Below are 20,744 nucleotides of genomic sequence, written 5' to 3' on the forward strand. Positions count from 1 at the left end.
TCAGGCGGACGGCTCGAGGGTCAGCGTCTGCGTGGCCGCCTTGCGTACGGCGGCCGGCGTGAACGGCCAGGGCCGCGTCTTGTGGTCCTGCCAGAGCGGCGTCTGGTCGACGTAATTCGGATGGAAGGCGTGGCCGGATTCGCCGGTCAGATTCACCCAGGTCGACTTGTCGAAGTCCGACAGGTCGAGTACCAGCCTCATCGAGGGCACGCGGTCGACCTGATAGCCGACCGACGCATCCCAGCCGACGGCGTCCACGACCGACGACGACCCGGCGACGGGGTACGGCCCGCGGTTGAAGAGCCACTCGATCGGAGCGACCCCTGATTTTCCGAGGCTCGCGTTGGTGAGTTCCAACGAGTGGATGCGGTCCCACCGCCAGGTGGACGGATCGTTTCCCATCAGGCCGACCGCCTCATCCCATGCCTGATCGGCCGCGTGCGCGAGCATCTCGTCCCGTCCGGAGACGCCCAGCTTCTTGTCCGTCCACCACGGTGAGTCCGGCTGCGTCACGAGATCGCCGACGACCGCGAACCAGCGGTCACCACCGACCGGCGGCGCGCTCGGAGGCAGTTTGCGGCCGAACGCGTCGGCGAGCAGGTTGCGCCAGAAGATGTTGAAGTAGGCGGCGGCAGCGCTGTCGGCGTCGTCGTGGAAGTTCCAGTTCGCCAGGAGTGCGACGCCCTTCGCCGCGCCGGCCGTCAGCGTCGATCGAAGCGTGCCCGAGGTCAGGATCGGCGAGAGCTGCGCCGCGTTCGCGTCGTACGTGTCGGCCTGGATCGCCGCGAAATCAGCCGCGGTCAGTTTCTTTCCGCTCGTCAGCAGTTTTCCGAGCCGGTCTGTGATCTCGTCTGCACGATAGCCGTAGTCCCAGTCGCGGGTGATCATCGACGGATAGTTCGGACCGACCGCCGAGTTGTTCGCGGTGACGATGAAGCCGCTGGGCGGATTGAAGACCGACGGGAGCTGGTCGAAGGGGATGTATCCCGTCCAGCGGTAGTGGCTCGACCAACCGGGCACCGGCAGCGTTCCGTCGCCGGTGGCCCGGACCGGGATGCGGCCGGGGGCCTGGTATCCGATGTTGCCGTCCACGTCCGCGTAGAGGAGGTTCTGCGCGGGGACGTCGAACTTCGCCGCGGCCGCGCGGAAGTCCGCCCATCCGCGTGCGGCGTCCAGGGCGAAGATCGCCGACGCGGTACGCCCCGGTTGCAGGGCTGTCCACTGCAGCGAGAGCTGGTATTTGGTGGTCGGGACGCCCATCCGCTTCGCCTGGTCCTTGGCGATCGCAGCGTAGGCGGGCGTCAGGCCGGTCACGATCGGTCCGTGAAGGGTCGAGCGCACCGTGATCGTCACAGGATCGCCTCCGGCGACCTTGATCGTCTCCTTCCTGGTTGCCAGCGGGAGTTGCTTTCCGTCGTATTCGAACGTGTTCCCGGTGACCTTCTCTTCGTACAGGTCCGCAACGTCGGGCCCGAGGTTGGTGAAACCCCAGCCAATGCGGTCGTTGTGCCCGATGATCACGCCGGGCAGGCCGGAGAAACTGAATCCCGCGACGTCGAAGGGGCATGCAGCGGTGATGGTGCGACAGTGCAGCCCGACCTGGTACCAGACGGACGGCTCGACTGCGCCGAGGTGGGGGTCGTTGGCGAGCAGGGGCTTGCCGGTGGTCGTGTGGGCGCCGGAGACCACCCAGGAGTTCGACCCGATGTCGGTGCCCGCCGGACCCATCAATGTCGGCATGCCGGAGAGGGAGCCCTGGAGCTGCTGCAACGCCTCGACGACTCCCGGAGTGGCCGGCGGGGCGCTCGTCGAGGCCGGGGCGACGGCCGGTTCGGTCCGCGACGTGTCTCCGTCGCCGAGGGCGGTGATCGTCGGATGCTTCGCGAACGGATAGGTCGGGTGCAACTGTGCGACCTGCTGCGGTGTCAGCCTGGTCAGCAGGAGCGCGCGGTCGATCTCGTCGTCGAGGTTGGAACGGAGGTCCCAGGCCATCGCTTTCAGCCACGAGATCGAGTCGGCCGGGGTCCAGGGTTCGGGGGAGTAGCCCGGATTCTGGAGGCCGAGCACGGCGTACTCGAGCGAGAGGGCGGCTCCCGAGTGCCCGCGGAGGTAGGCGTTCACACCGTCTGCGTAGTCCTGGTAGTAGCGCAGCGACGTCGGGTCCAGAGCTTTGACCTCCTGTTCGGCGACCGTCCGCCAGCCGAGCGTGCGGATGAACGTGTCGGTCGCGACCTGGCTCGCACCGAACATCTCCGAGAGCCGGCCGGCGGTGACATGGCGACGGAAATCCATCTCCCAGAACCGGTCCTGCGCGTGCACGTAGCCTTGTGCCTCGAACAGGTCGTCCGCCGTCGTCGCCACGATCTGGGGAATGCCCGCGTCGTCGCGGGACACCGAGACCGGTGCGGACAGGCCGGGGAGCTCGATCGTGCCGGAGGTCTGCGGGAACGATCGGGTGACGGTCCAGATCCCGATCCCGGCGACGATGATCGCAAGGGCGACCACGACGGCGAGGATCACACCGAGGACCCTCAGTATCGGATGGCGCCGCTTCAGGCGCGGCAGATCGTCCCCCACCGCTACTCCTTCGGGTCGGGTTGCCGTCTTCAGACACTAACCCATCCCGGCGGAATCTCAGGCGTGCAGAGCCGCGTTCAGTTCGATGCCACTGCCACCCCGCTGGAGCACCTCGACGGCCCCGCTGATCGAGTTGCGGCGGAAGAGCAGGTCGGCCACGCCGGACAGTTCGACGGCCTTGACGGTCTGCGGCTTCCCGTCCGCCGTCGGTGCGGCCCCGGCCAGCACGACCTTCGTTCCGGCCGTGACGTAGAGCCCGGCCTCGACCACCGAGTTGTCGCCGATCGAGATGCCGATGCCCGAGTTGGCGCCGAGGAGCGCGCGTTCGCCGATCGAGACGCGCTGCGTTCCGCCGCCCGAGAGCGTGCCCATGATCGAGGCGCCGCCCCCGATGTCGGACCCGTCCCCGACGACGACCCCCTGGGAGATCCGGCCTTCGACCATCGACGATCCGAGGGTTCCCGCGTTGAAGTTGACGAACCCTTCGTGCATCACGGTGGTCCCGGGCGCCAGGTGTGCGCCGAGCCTGACCCTGGACGCATCGGCGATGCGGACACGGTCGGGTGTCACGTAGTCGAGCAGTGGCGGGAACTTGTCGATCCCGGTGACGTGGATGCCCGCTCGCTGCAGCCTCGGACGCAGCCGCGTGAGGTCGTCGGGGAGAACGGGGCCTGCGTTCGTCCACGCGACGATCGGGAGCTGCGCGAAGATGCCGTCGAGATTGATCGTGTTCGGCTTCACGAGAAGGTGGGAGAGGAGGTGCAGGCGCAGGTAGGCGTCCGGGGTGGTCGACGGAGGGGCGTCGAGGTCGATGTCGACCGTGACGATGTCGACGCGGACGTTCCTGCGCGGGTCGTCACCGGCGAGAGCCTCGAGTTCGGCGGGGGCGATCCAGCGATCGCGCCCGGCGGGCAGCGCCCCGAGCATCGGCTCGGGGAACCAGGTGTCGAGCACGGTGCCGTCGCCGGCGATGGTCGCGAGACCGTAGCCCCAGGCGAGCCGGGAGGAACCGGATGCGGGCACAGCTGTTTCGTGGGCGACGTCAGAGGGCATGGCTCTAGATTAGTAGGGTGCCCCTCGACCTGACTGCGACCTCGACCGACCTCACCCGGCAGCTCTGCGACATCGAATCCGTCTCCGGGAACGAGAAGACGCTCGCCGACGAGATGGAGGCTGCGCTCTCCGGGCTCGACCATCTGGAGATCATCCGCGACGGGGACACGATCGTCGCGCGCACGGACCTCGGCCGCCCCCGTCGGGTCATCATCGCCGGCCACATCGACACGGTCCCGCTGAACGACAATCTGCCCACGCGGTACGAGACGATCGACGGCGTGGAGTACCTCTGGGGGCGGGGGACCGTCGACATGAAGGGTGGCACGGCGGTTCAACTGAAGCTGGCCGCCGAGCTCACCGACCCTGCGATCGACGTGACGTGGATGTGGTACGACCACGAGGAGGTCTCGAACGAACTGAACGGTCTGGGCCGGCTCGCCCGCCACCGCCCCGACCTGTTCGTCGGTGACTTCGCCATCCTGGGGGAGCCGAGCAACGGCGTGGTCGAGGGCGGCTGCAACGGCAACCTCCGCGTCGAAGTGCGCACGTTCGGGCTGCGCGCCCATTCGGCACGCGGCTGGGTCGGCGACAACGCCATCCACAAGGCGGCACCGATCCTCGATATCCTCGCCGGCTACGAGGCGCGCAACGTCGAGGTCGACGGGCTCGTGTATCGGGAGGGACTGAACGCTGTCGGGATCAGCGGCGGGGTCGCCGGCAACATCATCCCCGACGAGTGCATGGTGCACATCAACTACCGTTTCGCGCCCAGCCGCAGCTCCGACGAGGCGATCGAGCACATGCGCGAGCTCTTCGGCGACTACCAGGTCACCGTTGTCGACCGCGCCGACGGCGCGCGTCCGGGCCTCGACGCCCCACTCGCACAGGAGTTCCTGGCCGCTGTCGGTGCAGAGGCGAAGCCGAAGTACGGATGGACCGATGTGGCTCGGTTCTCGGCTCTCGGCATCCCGGCGGTCAACTTCGGTCCGGGCGATCCGTTGAAGGCCCATGCCGACGACGAGCGCGTCGCCGTCGACCAGATCAGTTCGTGCGAAACGGGATTGCGTGCCTGGCTCACCGGCGCCGTCGCCGTCCACTGACGCCGTACCCGCGGTCGAGCCGCACGCCGGCGCCGACACAGTCGCGGGACGGTGGCGGCGCTTTCCGTGGTGGCTGAACGTCATCCTGATCTTCATCGTGAGCCGCGTCGTCACGACGGTCATGCTCCTCGTGCTCGCGAGCGTGCAGGGCCCCAACCCGTGGACCGGGGCGCACCCGGGATACTTCGATTTCGCCGCGATCTGGGACGGCCGCTGGTACAACATCGTCTCGATCGCCGGCTACCCGTCGTCGCTGCCGCTGCTCGACGGCCATGTGAACCAGAACGCGTGGGCGTTCATGCCGGGTTATCCGGCGGTCGTGGATGTCATCGCCTTCGTCACCAGGACACCCTGGCCCGTCGCGGCCGTCGTCGCCTCCGTCGCGTTCGGCCTGGGCGCATCCCTGGTCTTCTACCGCCTCCTGCGGCTGCGGCTGTCGGTCTCGACCAGCCTGTACGCCGTCGCGCTGTTCTGCGTAGCCCCCGTGTCGCCGTTGTTCCAGGTGGCGTACGCCGAGTCGATGTACATCTTCCTCCTGGCGCTCGCCCTCTACCTGCTGATGCTGCGCCGCTACTGGTGGCTGATACCGGTGGTCACCGTCATGGCGTTCACGCGGCCGAGCGGTCTGGCGTTCGCGCTCGCACTGGGGATGCATGTCATCCACCGGTTCGTGGTCAGGGCACGCGACCCGTTCTTGCCCGCCGACCGGGTGGCCTCCGTCGCCGTGACCGTGTACAGCGGACTGGCCGGCCTCGCGTGGCCTGCGATCGCGGCGATCGCGACCGGATCACTGACCGCGTACACGGATACGGAGCTGTCCTGGCGCGCCCAGTACATCGGATTCACCCACCTGGTGCCCTTCTCGTCGTGGTTCGAGGGCGCCGACTGGTGGTTCACCTTTGCGCTTGGGCTCCCCGCCTGGCTCGGAAACGTCACCGTCGTGCTGCTCATCGCCGTCTACGCGCTCCTCCTCTTCAGCCCTCCCGTGAAGCGGCTCGGCGTCGATCTGCGCTTCTGGCTGGCCGCCTACGGCGTCTACGTTCTCGCGGTGTTCTTCCCGCAGTCGAGCACGTTCCGCATCCTGATGCCGATGTTCCCCCTCCTCGGCGCGCTCGCCCTGCCGCGGAGCCGGGTCTACCGCATCGCCCTCATCGTCGTCTTCCTGGCCCTCCAATGGGGTTGGTTGCTGATCTGCTGGGACGTCGACGGGCTCGACTGGACGCCGCCGTAACCGTGACTGGGGTAGACGCGCGATTTTCTCCGGCCTCTCGAATGACAGATAATAGAAGGACATCCACGAAAGGGGAGCTGCATGGCGGCCATGAAGCCGAGGACCGGAGACGGGCCAATGGAGGCTGTAAAGGAGGGTCGGCTCATCATCGTGCGTGTTCCGCTCGAGGGTGGCGGCCGTCTTGTCGTCTCAGTCAACGACGCGGAAGCCAAGGAGCTTCACGACGCGCTTGCGAGCGTCGTCGCACCGTCCTGACGAACGGGGCTCCCGAAAGGGAGCCCTATTCGCTCAGTTTGGTGATCTGAAGCAGACCGTCACCGACCGGTGAGAGCGCACTGACGACAGCACCGGATGCCGCGGTCTCGGTGACGAGGGTGCGGAATCCGGTCGCTATGTCGTCGCGCTGAGCCGGGTCGGAGACCCGCCCCTTCCAGAGCGCGTGAGCGACCAGGACCGTGCCTCCCGGTCGCGCCAGCCGGAGGCCGTGCTCGACATACTCGATGACCGACTGCGGGTCGGCGTCGATGAAGACGATGTCGTAGGAGCTCTCGTTCATGCGGGGCAGAACGTCGAGCGCGCGCCCGGTGATGAGGCGCACGCGGTTCGACGGGATGCCCGCCTCGGTGAAGAAGGTGCGCGCATGCTGCTGGTGGTCGAGTTCCGAGTCGATCGAGGTCAGGGTCGCATGCGTGCCGCCGGTGAGCAGCCACAGGCCGGAGACGCCGACGCCCGTGCCGATCTCGACGATGCTCGCTGCATCGGTCGCCGCGGCGACAACCGCCGTCTGGGCTCCGACCGATGCGGCGATCGGCTCGATCCCGAGTTCGAGGGACAGCTGGCGCGCCCGTGCGATCACGTCGGGCTCGACGATGATCTCGTCGGCGAACTTCCAGTTGGATTCTTTGTCTGACACAGCGCTCCCAGGGGTCTACCGGCACCAGAATACGGCCCGTACTGGCAGCATTCGTGCAGGCCGCACGCGTTAGTCTGATCTGGTGTTCGGATTGACCTTCGAGAAGCTGCTCATCATCGGGGTGATCGCTGTCTTCCTGCTCGGTCCGGAGCGCCTCCCGACGTATGCGGCCAAGCTCGGCCAGTTCACGCGCACCCTCCGCGATATGGCCAACGGTGCCAAGGACCGCATGCGCGAGGAGATGGGCCCCGAGTTCGAAGAGGTCGACTGGAAGAAGCTCGATCCCCGCCAGTACGACCCGAGGCGGATCATCCGCGAGGCTCTTCTCGAGGAGGAGCCGGCTCCGACCATCAAGCCGGTGACGGAGTCCGCCTACGCGCAGCGGCAGCGCAAGCTCCAGGCCGGATCGGTTCCGCCGTTCGACACAGAGGCCACCTGACCGGCTGTCATTCCGCCTGTTCGCGGGGCTATATCATTCTCGAATGATCGCAACAGAGCAGTTGCTCGAACGGCGCACGATCGCGCGCTACGCCATCGGTTCCCTGGGCACCGGCGGGTTCGCGACGCTGCCCGGCCTCGTGCTCGTCTACTACCTCACGGACACGCTCGGCGTTGCTGCGATCGCCGCCGGCCTCGTCGTCACGCTCGCCAAAGTGTGGGATGTGATCATCGATCCCGTGCTCGGTTCGCGCAGCGACCGCATGCTCGCGCATCGTGGCACCCGGCGCGGAATGATGATCCTCGGCGCCGTGACCCTCCCGATCTTCTTCATCGTCACGTTCGCGGTCCCCGCCGGGGTCGCTGCCGTTCCCGCCGCTGTGTGGGTGTTGATCGCCTTCCTGCTCACAGCGACCTCGTTCAGTCTCTTCCAGGTGCCGTATATCGCGCTGCCGGCGGAGCTCGCATCCGGGTACGACCAGCGCACGCGCCTGCTGACCTGGCGCGTCGTGGTGCTGACGTTCGCCATCCTGCTCTTCGGTGCGGGCGGGCCGGCTCTCCGGGCCCTCGGCGGCGCCGACAAGCACGCCGGCTACCTTCTGATGGCGGTCGTCGCCGGTCTGGTGATCGGCGGGGGGATGCTCGTGTCGAGTTTCGTGGCACCGAAGGGCGTCCCGTCCGAAACCGTCGGTGAGCGCACGGCCGGGGTCCTCACCACGATCCGCACCAACTATGCGCACGGAATCGGTGCGCTGCGCGACAGCCAGCCGTTCCGCGCGCTCCTGCTCACCTTCCTCCTCCAGGGACTCGCGACCGGGGCCATGCTGGCGGGCGCCAACTATGTCGCGACCTGGGTGCTGCACTCGGAGGATGCGGTCACGTTCCTCTTCGTCGCCCTCATCGGGCCGGCACTTGTGGTGACACCCCTGTGGGCGGTCGTGTCGCGCCGGATCGGCAAGGAGCGCGGCTTCCTGGCGGCGAGCATCCTGTTCGGTCTCGCCGCGCTGTCGATGATCATGCTGGTGTGGTTTCCCGGCACCTGGGTCTATCTCCCGGTCGCGCTCGTCGGTGCCGGCTACGCGGGCATGCAGTCGCTGCCGATGGCGATGCTGCCCGACGTGATCTCGCACGACGCGAAACGCAACGGTCCGGGGCGTGCGGGAACCTTCGGCGGAATGTGGACCGCGGGGGAGACCACAGGGATGGCGCTCGGTGCGACCGTGCTGACCGTTGTCCTCGCGCTCACCGGCTATGTCGCCCACACGGCCACGTTGGCAGCAGCAGCAGGCGAGACCCAGCCGGCGAGTGCGGTGGTCGGCATCGTTCTCAGCTTCAGTGTCGTTCCGGCGGCGATCATCGCGTTCAGCCTGATCCCGCTCGGACGCTACCGTCTTCGCAAGGAGGACATCGATGGTGCAGTTTGACTCGGCGGAGATCCTGGGCCGCCTCGCCGCTCTCCGCGAAGGGGATGCTCCGACGCACGGCGGCCGTGTGCTCTCGTACGTCTACGACTCGGGTGTGCCAGAGATCGACCTTCTCGCCGCGGACGCCATCCGGATGGTGCAGCCGGTCAACGGCCTCGACCCGACGACCTTCACCTCGGTCGCGGTCATGGAGCGCGACCTCATCGCCTTCACGCGTGGCCTTCTGCACGGCGACGACGACGTCGTCGGTTCGGTCACGACCGGCGGCACCGAGTCGTGCCTCCTCGCCGTGAAGACGGCGCGGGATGGCTGGCGGGCGGCCGGAGGCACGGGCCGTGCGCGGCTCGTCGCCCCGACGACGGTGCACGCCGCCTTCCAGAAGGCGGCGCACTACTTCGACCTCGTGCTCGACCTCGTGCCGGTCGATCTCGAAACCGGCAGGGTCGACGCCGACCGGATGGCGCAGCGCCTGGGATCGGATGTCGCGCTCGTCGTGGTGTCGGCTCCGTCGTATCCGTTCGCCTCGCTCGATCCCGTCTCCGAGGTGGCCGCCCAGTGCGACGACGCCGGGATCGCCTGCCACGTCGACGCGTGCATCGGCGGCCTGGTCCTCCCGTTCTGGAGCGGGCCCGATGGCGCTCCGGTTCCGCCCTGGGACTTCGCCGCGCGCGGCGTGACGAGCATCTCGGCAGACCTGCACAAGTTCGGCTACGCGCCGAAGGGCGCCAGCGTGCTCCTCCACCGCGACCGCGACCGCCAGCGCCAGCAGTACTTCGCCACGACACGGTGGCCCGGGTATCCTGTGGTCAACCCGACGATCCTGGGTTCGAAATCCGCGGGGGCGCTTGCGGCTTCCTGGGCCATCGTCGAGGCGCTGGGCACCGATGGGTTCTCCGAGCTCGCCCTGTCCTGCCTCCGGGCGACGCGTGCACTCGTCGATGTCATCGGGGATATCGAGGGCCTGCGCGTGGTCGGCGACCCCGTCGGCCCACTGCTCGCCGTCGCGACGGACACGTCGGTTCCCACGGCCACGCAGGTCGACCCCCACCACTGGGCCGACCAGGCTCGCGCCAGGGGATGGCTGCTGCAGCTCCAGCCAGGTCTCGTGCAGCCGGACGGGACGCGCCTGCCGCACACCACACACCTCACGGTGACGCCGGTGACGGAGGAACGGATCGACGAGCTCGAGGCCGCGCTGCGCGGATCCGCCGCCGAGGTGCGCGGGGTTCCCGCGGTCGCGCCGGCAGACCTGCTCGCGGCGCTGCCCGACGGCGTGGGTCAGGGACCGCTCGACTCGGATGGAGCACTTCAGGTGCTCAAGCAGATCGGGCTCGTCGGAATCGAGGCCGATGACGGGGCTGCGTCCGCGCGGCTGCCCGAGCGGATGGCGCCCTTCCTGGCACTGATCGAGGCACTCCCGCACGAGCTCACCGAACGGCTGCTGGTCGAGCTGCTGGCGAGGATCGTCGAACCGCGCTGAGCCGACCGGTCGGCGCCGGGGCTAGGCGATCGTGACGCCGAGCCTGCGCCCCGCAAGCGACCGCCCGCGCGTTGCGAGCCGGGCCGCGACGCCGGTGATCGCTTGTGCGGCCGGGTCCTCCGGCTGACTCAGGACGATCGGCATGCCCGCGTCGCCGCCCGCACGCAGGGCGACGCTCAACGGGATGGAGGCGAGCAGGGGGACGACGTCGTCCTGGCCGGCAGAGAGCCGCTCAGCCACCTCTGCGCCGCCGCCGCTCCCGAAGAGTTCGAGGATGGTGCCGTCGGGCTGGACGAGCCCTGCCATGTTCTCGATCACCCCGATGACGCGCTGCCCGGTCTGGCGGGCCACCGTTCCGCTGCGCTCGGCGACGTCGGCCGCGGCGGGCTGCGGTGTGGTCACGACGATGACCTCCGCGTGCGAGAGGAGCTGGCCGACGGTGATGGCGACATCTCCGGTCCCCGGCGGAAGGTCGAGCAGCAGAACGTCGAGGTCGCCCCAGTAGACGTCGGTCAGGAACTGCTGGATCGTGCGGTGGAGCATCGGCCCCCGCCACGCGACGGCCGCCGACGGCGAATCGACGAACATCCCGATCGAGATGACCTTCACGTCGTGCGCGACCGGCGGCAGGATCATGTCGTCGACCCTGGTCGGGCGCGGCGCAGAACCGGAGGCGTCGACCAGCCCGAGGATGCCGGGGATCGAGAAGCCGTAGACGTCGGCGTCGAGGATACCGACGGCGAGCCCGCGGCGGGCGAGCGCGACCGCGAGGTTGGCGGTGAGCGTGGACTTGCCGACCCCGCCCTTGCCGCTGGTGACCGCATAGACCTGGGTGAGCGAATCCGGACCGAACTGCGGCCTGCGTGCGGCCCGCGATCCGCGGAGCCGTTCCGTCAGCGCCGCGCGTTCGGCGGGGGTCATCACCGACACGTCGATGACCGCGCCGGTGACGCCGGAGACGGCGGCCGTGGCGGCGCGGACGTCGCGTTCGATGGTGTCCGCGGCCGGGCATCCGACGATCGTCAGCTTGATGCCGACGGTCGCGACGCCCGCCGCATCGACCGAGACGTCACCGACCATGTCGAGCTCGGTGATCGGCCGGCGGATCTCCGGGTCCAGAACGTGCGAAAGCGCTGAGCGCACCGCATCCGCGAGCCCGGCGTTGGGGCCGTCCGTCTGGTCAGGCACCGGACTGCTCGGCTTCCGCCTCCGCGCGGCTGTCCAGGTCTTCGAGCAGGGAGCGCAGCTCCGCACGGATGAAGTCCTTCGTGGCCATGTCGCGCACGGCGAGACGGAGCGCGACGACCTCGCGGGCGAGGTACTCGGTGTCGGCGAGATTGCGCTCGGCGCGCTGCCGGTCCTGCTCGATCTGGACCCGGTCGCGGTCATCCTGCCGGTTCTGGGCGAGCAGGATGAGAGGGGCGGCGTACGAGGCCTGGAGCGAGAGGACGAGCGTCAGCGCGATGAAACCGAGTGCTGAGGAGTCGAAGCGCAGCGCGGACGGGGCGAAGATGTTCCAGCCCATCCAGAACACGACGAAGATCGTGAGTCCGACGATGAACCACGGGGTACCCATGTTGCGGGCGATCCACTCGGTGAACCGACCGAACCGGTCCCGGTCGTTGACGGGCCGGCGGGGGAGGACGGTCGTGCGCAGCCCCTTCGGGGCGTCCAGGCGGGAATCCGACCGGCTAGCTCGTGCCATTTCCGACCCTCCTTCCGTTCGCGATGGGGATACTGCCTGTGCTGTCCGAGGGCGCCGGGCGTTTCAGCACGTCGTCTTCGTCGTCGCGACTTCGCCAGTCGTCGGGGAGCAGGAAGTCGAGGATGTCGTCAATGGTCACCACCCCGACCAGGCGATGGTTCTCGTCCACGACCGGTACGGAGACCAGGTTGTAGCTGGCGAGGATGCGCGAGACCTCGGCGGCCGACGTGTCGGCGGTCACCGGCTCGAGGCTCGGGTCGAGCAGGGTGCCGAGGCGCACATGCGGCGGGTAGCGCAGCATGCGCTGGAAATGCACCATTCCGAGGAAGCGGCCGGTGGGTGCTTCGTAGGGCGGGAGGGTGACGCACACCGCGGCTCCCAGGGCGGGAGCGAGCTCGTGACGGCGGATCAGGGCGAGGCCCTCGGCCACCGTTGCATCAGCCGAGACGATGATGGGCTCGGTGGTCATCAGGCCACCGGCCGTGTCGGGCGCGTAGGTCAGCAGCATGCGCACGTCCTCCGCCTCCTCCGGCTGCATCAGCTCGAGGAGGTGCTCACCGCGTTCGTCGGACAACTGCGCGATGAGGTCGGCAGCATCGTCCGGCTCCATCTGGTCGAGGACGTCGGCGGCACGGTCGTCGTCGAGCTGGCCGAGGATCTGCACCTGCTCGCTCTCCGGCATCTCCTCGAGGACATCGGCGAGGCGGTCGTCAGGCAGCTCTCCCGCGACTTCGAGCATCCGTTGCTGCGGCAGGTCGAGGAGCGTGTTCGCGAGGTCGGCGGGCTTCAATTCGGAATAGGTGGCGATGAGCTGTTCGGCCGACTGGGCCTGGCCGGCGCTCGTCTTCTCGAGCACCTCCGACCAGGAGACGAAGGCCGTCGGCCCTTTGCCGAACGGCGACGAACCGGTCTTCGGGCGCCGGACGAAGAGTTGCCCGATCGCCCAGTCGCCCTGTCCGGACGATTCGATGGCGACATCTTCGATGGTCGCCTCGCCTGAGCCGTCGGAGAAGACCACGCGACGCCCGAGCATTTCGGCGATCACGCGGACCTCGCCGCCGCGCTGCTCGAACCGGCGGACGTTGATCAGTCCGGTCGTGATGATCTGGCCGCTGCCGATGCTGGTGACACGGCCGATCGAGACGAAGACCCTGCGCTTGCCGGGGATCTCGACGATGAGCCCGACCACGCGCGGCGGATCGCTTTTGCGGTAGACCACCAGGACGTCGCGCACCTTGCCCACGCGGTCGCCCGCGGGGTCGAAGACCGTGCACCCGGCGAGGCGGGCGACGAAAACTCTGGAGGCACTCACAGGTAATAACTTATGCCCTCGAAGCGGCTCAACGGCGCTGGGTGAAAGAATGGTCCGGTGACCAATCAGAGCCCGTTCGGAGGCCGTAGCAGGATCGTCTTCCCGACCCTGCCGCGCGGCGAGACCATTGCGACCTACGAGACCTATCCGGAGGCGCAGCAGGCCGTCGATCTCCTCGCGCGGGCCGACTTCCCGGTCGACAAACTGTTCATCGTGGGCAGCGACCTGAAGAGTGTCGAGCGGGTGACCGGCAAGCTGAGCTGGGGCCGTGTCGCGATCGCCGGCGCCGCGTCCGGAGCCTGGTTCGGCATCTTCATCGGGCTGCTGCTGGTGATCTTCAGCCCGGCCACCAGCTACGGGTTCGTGATCGCAGCCGTGTTGATCGGCGCCGGGTTCGGAATGCTCTTCGGCATCGTCTCGTACGCGGTGAACCGCCGTCGTCGTGACTACACGTCGGTCGCCCAGATCATCGCGTCGAGCTATTCCGTCATCGTCGACCCGGAGCTGGTCAACCGCGCCCGCAACCTGATCTCCGGCGGCTTCCAGCCGGAGCCCGCGGCGCCGCCGTTCCCGGCCGCCCAGCACCCGTCGGACCCGCCGCCCGCGCCGCCCGTGGAGCCGGCGCCGCCCGGGCCGCCCGTCGATGGGCCGCCCGCACGTCCGTCGGATCCGCCGCAGGGCCCGCCGACAGCGGGATAGCCGTTAGCTCGCGGCGCCCTGAACCCAGGCTTCGACGTCATCGGCCGTCCGCGGGATCGCGATCGACAGGTTCTCCGCGCCATCCGCCGTCACGAGGATGTTGTCCTCGATGCGCACGCCGATGCCCCGGAAATGCTCAGGGACGGTCAGGTCGTCCGGCTGGAAGTAGAGTCCGGGCTCGATCGTGAAGACCATGCCGGCCTCGAGCACGCCGTCGAGATACAGGTCGCGGCGCGCCTGGGCGCAGTCGTGCACGTCCAGGCCGAGGTGATGGCTCGTCCCGTGCACCATGTAGCGACGGTGGTGCTGGTTGTCGGCTTCGAGCGCCTCCTCGGCACTGACCGGCAGGAGACCCCATTCCGCAGTGCGCCTGGCGATCACGGCCATCGCCGTCTGGTGGATCTCCCGGAACCGGATGCCGGGGCGCACGATCGCGAAGGCGGCATCTGCGGCTTCGCGCACCGCTTCGTAGACGAGGCGCTGCGTGTCGCTGAAACGTCCGCTGATCGGGAAGGTGCGGGTGATGTCGGCGGTGTAGTAGCTGTCGACCTCGACGCCCGCGTCGAGCAGGATGAGGTCGCCGGGGACCACGGGCCCGTCGTTGCGGGTCCAGTGCAGGATGCAGGCGTGCGGTCCGCTCGCAGCGATGGTGTCGTATCCCACCGCGTTCCCGTCCGCGCGAGCCCGCCCGTTGAAGACACCTTCGACCAGGCGCTCGCCGCGGTGATGGGCGGTGATCCGCGGGAGGTCGGCGATCACATCGTCGAAACCGCGCCCGGTGGCGTCGACGGCCGCACGCAGCTCGCCGATCTCGTAGGCGTCCTTCACGAGGCGGAGCTCTGAAAGGTCGCGCGCGAGCTCGTCATCGCCTTCGTGCGCCTCGACGTCAGCGATGCGGTCGTCGAGGTTGAGCAGCCGCAGGCCGTCGATCTGGTCGGTGAGCGCGGGGTCGGCTTCGCGCACGACCAGGGTGTTCTCGTCCGTCGCCTCGAGGACGGCGTCGAGCTCCGCGATTCCGCGGGTGGCAAGAGCCAGATCGCTCGCGACCTGTGCGAGCGACGGCCGGGGGCCGATCCAGAACTCGCCGATCTCGGGGTTCGCATAGAACTCGTCGGAATCGCGACCAGCGCGCTCGCGGAAAAAGAGGGTCGCTTCGTGGCCGTCGGCAGTGGGTTCCAGGACCAGCACGCTTCCGGGCTCGGAATCGGAACCCCATCCGGTGAGGTGTGCGAAGGCCGAGTGCGCGCGGAAGGCGAAGTCCGTGTCGTTCGAACGCTGCTTGAGGCGGCCGGCGGGGATGACGATGCGCTTGCCAGGGTGCAGGCGCGACACGCGTGTGCGGCGCTCGGCGGCGAACGCGGCCTGCTCGCGGGCGCCGGGAAGCACATCCGGCCGATCCCCCCATCCGCTGCCGATGTACTCCTTGAACCCGTCGGAGCCCGGCGTCGTCGAACGATTCGACGTGGCGCGGGGCTTCGGCTCGCTGGTCGCGGTCTGCTGGGACGATTCGGTGGAAGACGACATTGCACCATTCTTCCACCGACCGCGGGCTGCTGTCGGCGCCGGACATCTCCGCGCCCGTACGATGAGTGCATGGGTGATGTGCGACGCTTCCGTGGTCCCATCGACCTCCATACCCACTCGAGCGTCTCCGACGGGACCGAGACCCCCGCCGAACTCGTGCGCGCTGCTGCGACGGCAGGGCTGGGGACGGTCGCGCTGACCGACCACGACTCGACGGCAGGATGGGCGGATGCGGCTTCCGCCGTCCCCGAAGCCGGGGTCACCCTCATCCCGGGCATGGAGCTGAGCACGCGCATCGAGTTCGCGAGCGTCCACATGCTCGGCTACCTGTTCGATCCGCTCGACGAGGCGCTCGCCGCCGAGACGGAACGCATCCGCGTCGGCCGCCGTCGCCGTGCGGAGGAGATGGTCCAGCGCATCTCCGAGGACTACGAGATCACCTGGGCCGACGTCGTGGCGCAGACCACCGAGGGCGCGACGGTCGGGCGCCCCCACATCGCGGATGCGCTCGTCGCCCGCGGGCTCGCACCGGACCGCAGTGCGGCGTTCGCGGGCATCCTCCACTGGCGCGCCGGCTACTACCAGCCGCACTACGCTCCGGACCCGCTCACCGGGGTGCGTCTCATCCGGGAGGCGGGCGGTGTTCCTGTGCTCGCGCATCCGGGGACGCGCGGTCGCGAGCGGGTCGTTCCGTCGCACCGACTCGCGCGGCTCGTGGATGCGGGGCTCTTCGGGCTCGAGATCGACCACCGCGAGAACACCGCGGACGGCAGGGAGCGTCTGCACGAGCTGGCGAAGAAGTTCGGCCTCCAGATCACGGGATCGAGCGACTACCACGGCTCCGGCAAGCCGAACCGGTTCGGCGAGAACACCACCGACCCCCGGGTTCTCGATCTCATCATCGAACAAGCGACAGGCGCGGCGCCCTTCTACGCGTCCTGAGAAACGCGTCGTACCCTGAACGGGGTGCGAGCGAGCGGAGGACACAGGTGAAGGGACGATCCCGGGTTGCCGTCGGTCTTCTCGTCGCTGCCCTTCTCGCCGTCGGTGGCGCCGTGCCCGCTGCCACCGCGGACACGAGCTACCCGACCTGGGGCGACGTGCAGGCGGCCAAAGCGAGCCAGGCGGCGACGCAGGCCGAGGTCACCAAGATCGACACACTCCTCGGGGGCCTGCAGCAGGCGGCCAACGCCGCTGCGGACCTCGCGATCCGACGCGCGGCGCTGTACGCCAAGGCGCAGGCCGATCTCGCCGCCGCCACCGACAAGGCGTCGAAGCTCGCCACGAGCGCGGCGGCCGCGGCAGCATCCGCCCGCACCCTCAAGACCGAGAGCGGGGCGCTCACCGAGCAGCTGTCGCGGATGAGCGGAGCCGACCTTACGATCCACCTCTTCCTCGACGGGTCCCGCCCCTCGGGCTCCACCGACCTGCTGTACCAGCTCGGCGCGATGGCCGGCCTCACGAGCCGCGCCGGCGACCTTTTCACCAAAGCCCAGCAGCAGCAGAATCTCGCGGTGTCGCTGAGCACGGATGCGAAGTCGGCGGAGGACGCGCGGGCAGCTCTCGCCGTGCAGGCGCAGAAAGCACTCGCCGCCGCCAAAGCGGCGCAGGAGGCCGCGAACGCTGCGCTCGCCGCGCAGCAGGCGCGCGCGAAGGTGATGTACGCGCAGCTCGCATCCCTCAAGCGCACGACCGCGCAGGTCGAGCAGAAATACGCGGCCGGTGTGGCCGCCCGTGCTGCACTCGCCCAGCAGCAGGCAAGTGCGGGCGGAGGGGCGGATGGTTTCGCGCCCCCACTCGGCGGAGTCGTCGTGGATCCGGCCGGCGCGCAGGCCTACGCCCAGAGCGTCCTGCCGTCCTACGGATGGGGCGGCGACCAGATGTCCTGCCTGGTTCGCCTCTGGAACCAGGAGTCCGGATGGCGCGCCGACGCCTACAACACGTCGAGCGGGGCGTACGGGATCCCGCAGTCGCTGCCCGCCAGCAAGATGTCGACAGCGGGCCCGGACTGGCAGACCAACGCTCGAACCCAGATCAATTGGGGCCTTGCGTACATCTCCCGGTCCTACGGCTCACCGTGCGGAGCCTGGAGCCACGAGGTCGGCTACAACTGGTACTGACCCGCGCGGCTTGCCTTCCACACGAGTCGAGTCCGGGAAAAAGCCGCCGATTCTTCCGAATCGAGCGGACTTCTCCCGGACTCGACGAACCCGTGGTCTAGCTCGCGGGCGTCGCGGGGGCGGAGCCTCCGCTGCGACGACGCGTTCTGTTCCGGCGGCGCGGGGCGCTGTTGCCGTCATGGTGCTGGGAACCGCCGCCGTCGTGCGTGCCCGATGCCGCGTGCTCCGACGGCGCCTGGCCGTCGTGCGAGGAGGCCGCGGACGCGGGACGGCCACCACGGGTGCGCGAACGCGACCGGCTCCGGCTCGCACCGCCCTCGGTGCGTGCGCCGTCGGACTCGCGGCCGCCGCGTGCGCTGTCCGACTCACGGCCACCGCGTGACGGACCGGTCGATTCAGTCTTGACCGCGGGGGTCGACTTCAGTCGTCCCTTCGCTCCGGCCGGGATGTCGAGGTCGGAGTAGAGGTGCGGCGAGGACGAGTAGGTCTCGACGGGCTCCGGCTGACCGAACTCGAGCGCGCGGTTGATCAGTGCCCATTTGTGCAGGTCGTCCCAGTCGACGAAGGTAACCGCGATGCCGGTCTTGCCTGCACGACCAGTGCGGCCGGCACGGTGGAGATACGTCTTCTCGTCTTCGGGGATCGTGTGGTTGATCACGTGCGTCACATCGTCGACATCGATTCCGCGCGCTGCGACGTCCGTGGCGATGAGGATGTCCTTCTTGCCCGCCTTGAAGGCAGCCATGGCTCGCTCGCGCTGCTCCTGGTTGAGGTCGCCGTGGACGGCTGCGGCGTTGAACCCGCGGTCGCCCAGCTCCTCGACCAGTTTCGCCGCAGCACGCTTCGTGCGTGTGAAGACCACCGTCTTGCCACGCCCCTCGGCCTGGAGGATGCGAGCGACCACCTCGTCCTTGTCGAGGGAGTGGGCCCGGTAGATGAGGTGCTTGATGTTCGCCTGGACCTGGCCCTCGTCGGGGTCGGTGGCACGGATGTGGATGGGGCGCGTCATGAAACGACGGGCGAGGGCCACGATCGGGCCGGGCATGGTCGCCGAGAACAGCATGGTGTGGCGGGTGGCCGGCGTCTGCGCGAACAGCTTCTCGATGTCGGCGAGGAAGCCGAGGTCGAGCATCTTGTCCGCCTCGTCGAGCACCATCTCGCGCACGTTGGCGAGGCTGAGGAGCCGCTGGCTGGCGAGGTCGAGGAGGCGGCCGGGGGTGCCGACCACAATCTGCGCGCCGGCCTTGAGCTGCTCGATCTGGCCCTCATAGGCCTTGCCGCCGTAGATCGCCACGACCTGGGTCGCGCGGTTCTCCGCGGCCTGCGACAGGTCTTCGAACACCTGGACGCAGAGTTCGCGAGTGGGGACGACGACGAGTGCCTGGACGCCAGGGGCAGGGTCGAGCCCGAGGCGCTGGATGAGGGGGAGGCCGAAGCCGAACGTCTTGCCAGTGCCCGTCTTGGCCTGGCCGATGATGTCCTGCCCGTCGAGAGCGAGGGGGATGGTCTGGGCCTGGATGGGGAACGGTTCGATGATCCCCTTCTCTGCCAGCGCGTCGACCATGTCCTGGTCGATATTGAGTTCGGAGAAAGTCACGAAATGATGCCTGTCGGTTAGGTCACGAAGGTCTACGCCGTCTTTTTCACAGGCGTAGGGCCGTCGATCCCATGCCGACGGCGCTCACAGCCTACTTGATGCTCCTGAACAGACGGCCTTAAGCGGACGTCGTCGGAGGGCAGCCAGGTCGCGCATCCGCCCTCGCTACACTGGCGTACGTGTCAACCTGGTTCTCCCGTCGCCGGCCCCTGGTCGAGCTCCCTCGGCTCAAGCCGCGCTCGGCGCAGCCGCCCGCGACTCGGGTGGACCTGCACGAGATCGCACCGGAGCTCCTGCCCTACCTCGGTCAGGCGGCCTACCTGCAGCTCGAGTCGTTCCAGACCCTCTCGCGCGTGGTCGGCGAGGTGCCTGACCTCGAGGCGAAGGAGAGCATCGGCAAGGCTGCCGGGTTCGCTCTCGCGAAGCACCAGGGCCTCGTGGCCGAGATCCGGAGGCGCGGCGACGACCCGTCGTACGCGATGCAGCCGTTCGCGGACGCCATCGACGGGTTCAGTCTGATCACGACCGGCGCCGACTGGCAGGAGACGCTCCTCGGCGCGCACCTGACGGCAGGGCTCCTGGACGACTTCTTCATCCGCCTGTCCGCCGGTCTGCCCGGCGATTTCGGTCCGCGGGCGGCGCAGCTGCTCGGACAGGACTCCGGACAGGACCAGGTGGTGCGCATCCTCCGGGCCGAGATCGCTGCGGACCCTCAGCTGGCCTCGCGGCTGGCGATGTGGGGGAGGCGACTCGTGGGAGACACGCTCCTGGTGTGCCGGTCGGCGCTTCACCTGTCCGGCAATGCCAGGACTGACGACGAGCGCACCGAGCCCATCTTCACCGAACTGATCGCAGCACACACCCGGCGCATGGACGCACTGGGACTCACCGCCTGACGGTTTTACCTCGGCGTGAGCCGAGGCGGCTGGGTGACGGTGGTCAGCGCGCGGGAACCGGCGACGCCTTCGACAGGGTCGCGAGCAGGTTGGCGTCGTGCGTCGTACGCACCCGGCCGATGATGAGGTCGACGACCACGACGATCGCCCCAGTGCCGAGCAGGGTGATCACCCAGATCCAGCCGCCGTCCCACTTGAGGCCCGCCCAGGTGAGGCCCACCCAGAGGATCGCCGAGACGATGACGCCGATGGCCGGCATGAGAGCCGCCCCGTGCGTGTGACGATTGGGGAGAAGGTAGCGCCCGGCCAGGCCGATGATCGCCCCGGCGAGCGTGATGAACAGCAGCTCCATCGCTACAGCCTCCGCCTCAGCCCACGAAGCCGATGCGACGGGACTCTTCCGTGCCGATCTCGACGTAGGCGATGCCCGATGTCGGGATCAGGTAGACCTTGCCCTTGTCGTCGCTGAGCCGAAGGAACCCGGTGCCGCTGGTCAGTGCGGACGAGACCTGCTCTGCGATCTCGTCGGCCGTGTGCGAGGACTCGAAGCTGAGTTCGCGGGGGGCGTTGAGGATTCCGATGCGGATTTCCACGAGTGGTGCCTTTCGAATCTGACCGGCGGATGTGAGTTCAGACTACGACACTCGGAAGACGGCGCTGCGTCACGTTCTC

The 20,744-nt window shown here is 68.7% G+C and carries 20 protein-coding genes; 10 read left to right on the forward strand and 10 right to left on the reverse strand.

Annotation, left to right across the window (positions count from 1 at the left end; genetic code table 11):
- Together ACV7NN_RS18005 and dapD are read right to left on the reverse strand one after the other, a co-directional pair.
- Positions 1-2,577, reverse strand: coding sequence for a penicillin acylase family protein (locus ACV7NN_RS18005; RefSeq protein ID WP_463350926.1), 2,577 nt, complete (start codon positions 2,575-2,577; stop codon positions 1-3).
- A 57-nt stretch (positions 2,578-2,634) separates the two neighbouring features.
- Positions 2,635-3,630 (reverse strand): 2,3,4,5-tetrahydropyridine-2,6-dicarboxylate N-succinyltransferase, encoded by a 996-nt coding sequence (gene dapD, locus ACV7NN_RS18010; RefSeq protein ID WP_463350927.1) that lies wholly within the window; start codon positions 3,628-3,630, stop codon positions 2,635-2,637.
- Positions 3,631-3,647: 17 nt separating this feature from the next.
- On the opposite strand from dapD, the gene dapE reads away from it, so the two are divergent.
- The 3 genes from dapE to ACV7NN_RS18025 all read left to right on the forward strand — a co-directional run bounded on the left by dapE (position 3,648) and on the right by ACV7NN_RS18025 (position 6,219).
- The gene (gene dapE / locus ACV7NN_RS18015; protein WP_463350928.1) at positions 3,648-4,733 is read left to right on the forward strand and encodes a succinyl-diaminopimelate desuccinylase; all 1,086 of its coding nucleotides are present in this window, start codon (positions 3,648-3,650) and stop codon (positions 4,731-4,733) included.
- Positions 4,699-5,964, forward strand: coding sequence for a hypothetical protein (locus ACV7NN_RS18020; RefSeq protein WP_463350929.1), 1,266 nt, complete (start codon positions 4,699-4,701; stop codon positions 5,962-5,964). The genes dapE and ACV7NN_RS18020 overlap by 35 nt, the downstream gene beginning before the upstream one ends.
- 81 nt (positions 5,965-6,045) lie before the next feature.
- A complete protein-coding gene (locus ACV7NN_RS18025) occupies positions 6,046-6,219 on the forward strand; it encodes a DUF3117 domain-containing protein (protein WP_271178167.1) in 174 nt (57 codons plus the stop codon).
- Between the two features lie 25 nt (positions 6,220-6,244).
- On the opposite strand, the gene ACV7NN_RS18030 is transcribed toward ACV7NN_RS18025, so the two are convergent.
- Positions 6,245-6,877 (reverse strand): O-methyltransferase, encoded by a 633-nt coding sequence (locus ACV7NN_RS18030; RefSeq protein WP_463350930.1) that lies wholly within the window; start codon positions 6,875-6,877, stop codon positions 6,245-6,247.
- An 82-nt stretch (positions 6,878-6,959) separates the two neighbouring features.
- On the opposite strand from ACV7NN_RS18030, the gene ACV7NN_RS18035 reads away from it, so the two are divergent.
- The 3 genes from ACV7NN_RS18035 to ACV7NN_RS18045 are packed head-to-tail and all read left to right on the forward strand — an operon-like array spanning position 6,960 to position 10,219.
- Positions 6,960-7,316 carry a sec-independent translocase gene (locus ACV7NN_RS18035; RefSeq protein WP_463350931.1) on the forward strand — a complete coding sequence of 119 codons (357 nt, stop codon included), beginning with the start codon at positions 6,960-6,962 and terminating at the stop codon, positions 7,314-7,316.
- Between the two features lie 43 nt (positions 7,317-7,359).
- Positions 7,360-8,739 (forward strand): MFS transporter, encoded by a 1,380-nt coding sequence (locus ACV7NN_RS18040; protein ID WP_463350932.1) that lies wholly within the window; start codon positions 7,360-7,362, stop codon positions 8,737-8,739.
- Positions 8,726-10,219, forward strand: coding sequence for a pyridoxal phosphate-dependent decarboxylase family protein (locus ACV7NN_RS18045; protein WP_463350933.1), 1,494 nt, complete (start codon positions 8,726-8,728; stop codon positions 10,217-10,219). Before ACV7NN_RS18040 ends, ACV7NN_RS18045 begins: the two co-directional genes overlap by 14 nt.
- Positions 10,220-10,240: 21 nt before the next feature.
- Here the strand turns inward: ACV7NN_RS18045 and ACV7NN_RS18050 are convergent, their stop codons facing one another.
- The 3 genes from ACV7NN_RS18050 to ACV7NN_RS18060 are packed head-to-tail and all read right to left on the reverse strand — an operon-like array spanning position 10,241 to position 13,236.
- Complete coding sequence (locus tag ACV7NN_RS18050) at positions 10,241-11,407, reverse strand: Mrp/NBP35 family ATP-binding protein (RefSeq protein ID WP_463350934.1); 1,167 nt, start codon at positions 11,405-11,407, stop codon at positions 10,241-10,243.
- Entirely contained in the window at positions 11,400-11,924 is a 525-nt protein-coding gene (locus tag ACV7NN_RS18055) for a DUF1003 domain-containing protein (RefSeq protein WP_463350935.1), read from the reverse strand. Before ACV7NN_RS18055 ends, ACV7NN_RS18050 begins: the two co-directional genes overlap by 8 nt.
- Positions 11,911-13,236 (reverse strand): magnesium transporter MgtE N-terminal domain-containing protein, encoded by a 1,326-nt coding sequence (locus tag ACV7NN_RS18060; protein WP_463350936.1) that lies wholly within the window; start codon positions 13,234-13,236, stop codon positions 11,911-11,913. The genes ACV7NN_RS18055 and ACV7NN_RS18060 overlap by 14 nt, the downstream gene beginning before the upstream one ends.
- A 57-nt stretch (positions 13,237-13,293) precedes the next feature.
- Between ACV7NN_RS18060 and ACV7NN_RS18065 the strand changes: the two genes are divergently transcribed.
- A complete protein-coding gene (locus ACV7NN_RS18065) occupies positions 13,294-13,935 on the forward strand; it encodes a YflT domain-containing protein (protein WP_463350937.1) in 642 nt (213 codons plus the stop codon).
- 3 nt (positions 13,936-13,938) lie between these two features.
- Here the strand turns inward: ACV7NN_RS18065 and ACV7NN_RS18070 are convergent, their stop codons facing one another.
- On the reverse strand, positions 13,939-15,459 hold the full coding sequence (locus tag ACV7NN_RS18070) for an aminopeptidase P family protein (RefSeq protein WP_463350938.1): 1,521 nt from the start codon (positions 15,457-15,459) through the stop codon (positions 13,939-13,941).
- Positions 15,460-15,528: 69 nt separating this feature from the next.
- Between ACV7NN_RS18070 and ACV7NN_RS18075 the strand changes: the two genes are divergently transcribed.
- Positions 15,529-16,401 (forward strand): PHP domain-containing protein, encoded by an 873-nt coding sequence (locus ACV7NN_RS18075; protein WP_463350939.1) that lies wholly within the window; start codon positions 15,529-15,531, stop codon positions 16,399-16,401.
- Between the two features lie 47 nt (positions 16,402-16,448).
- The gene (locus tag ACV7NN_RS18080) at positions 16,449-17,579 is read left to right on the forward strand and encodes an aggregation-promoting factor C-terminal-like domain-containing protein (RefSeq protein ID WP_463350940.1); all 1,131 of its coding nucleotides are present in this window, start codon (positions 16,449-16,451) and stop codon (positions 17,577-17,579) included.
- A gap of 97 nt (positions 17,580-17,676) precedes the next feature.
- Here the strand turns inward: ACV7NN_RS18080 and ACV7NN_RS18085 are convergent, their stop codons facing one another.
- The gene (locus ACV7NN_RS18085; protein ID WP_463350941.1) at positions 17,677-19,176 is read right to left on the reverse strand and encodes a DEAD/DEAH box helicase; all 1,500 of its coding nucleotides are present in this window, start codon (positions 19,174-19,176) and stop codon (positions 17,677-17,679) included.
- Between the two features lie 179 nt (positions 19,177-19,355).
- Between ACV7NN_RS18085 and ACV7NN_RS18090 the strand changes: the two genes are divergently transcribed.
- The gene (locus tag ACV7NN_RS18090) at positions 19,356-20,072 is read left to right on the forward strand and encodes a ferritin-like fold-containing protein (RefSeq protein ID WP_463350942.1); all 717 of its coding nucleotides are present in this window, start codon (positions 19,356-19,358) and stop codon (positions 20,070-20,072) included.
- Between the two features lie 43 nt (positions 20,073-20,115).
- Here ACV7NN_RS18090 and ACV7NN_RS18095 read toward each other — a convergent pair whose 3' ends face one another.
- Together ACV7NN_RS18095 and ACV7NN_RS18100 are read right to left on the reverse strand one after the other, a co-directional pair.
- Complete coding sequence (locus ACV7NN_RS18095) at positions 20,116-20,424, reverse strand: hypothetical protein (RefSeq protein WP_463350943.1); 309 nt, start codon at positions 20,422-20,424, stop codon at positions 20,116-20,118.
- A gap of 16 nt (positions 20,425-20,440) precedes the next feature.
- On the reverse strand, positions 20,441-20,665 hold the full coding sequence (locus ACV7NN_RS18100; protein ID WP_463350944.1) for a DUF3107 domain-containing protein: 225 nt from the start codon (positions 20,663-20,665) through the stop codon (positions 20,441-20,443).
- Positions 20,666-20,744: the final 79 nt, after the last annotated feature.

Source organism: Leifsonia sp. Ger2509, assembly GCF_055231915.1.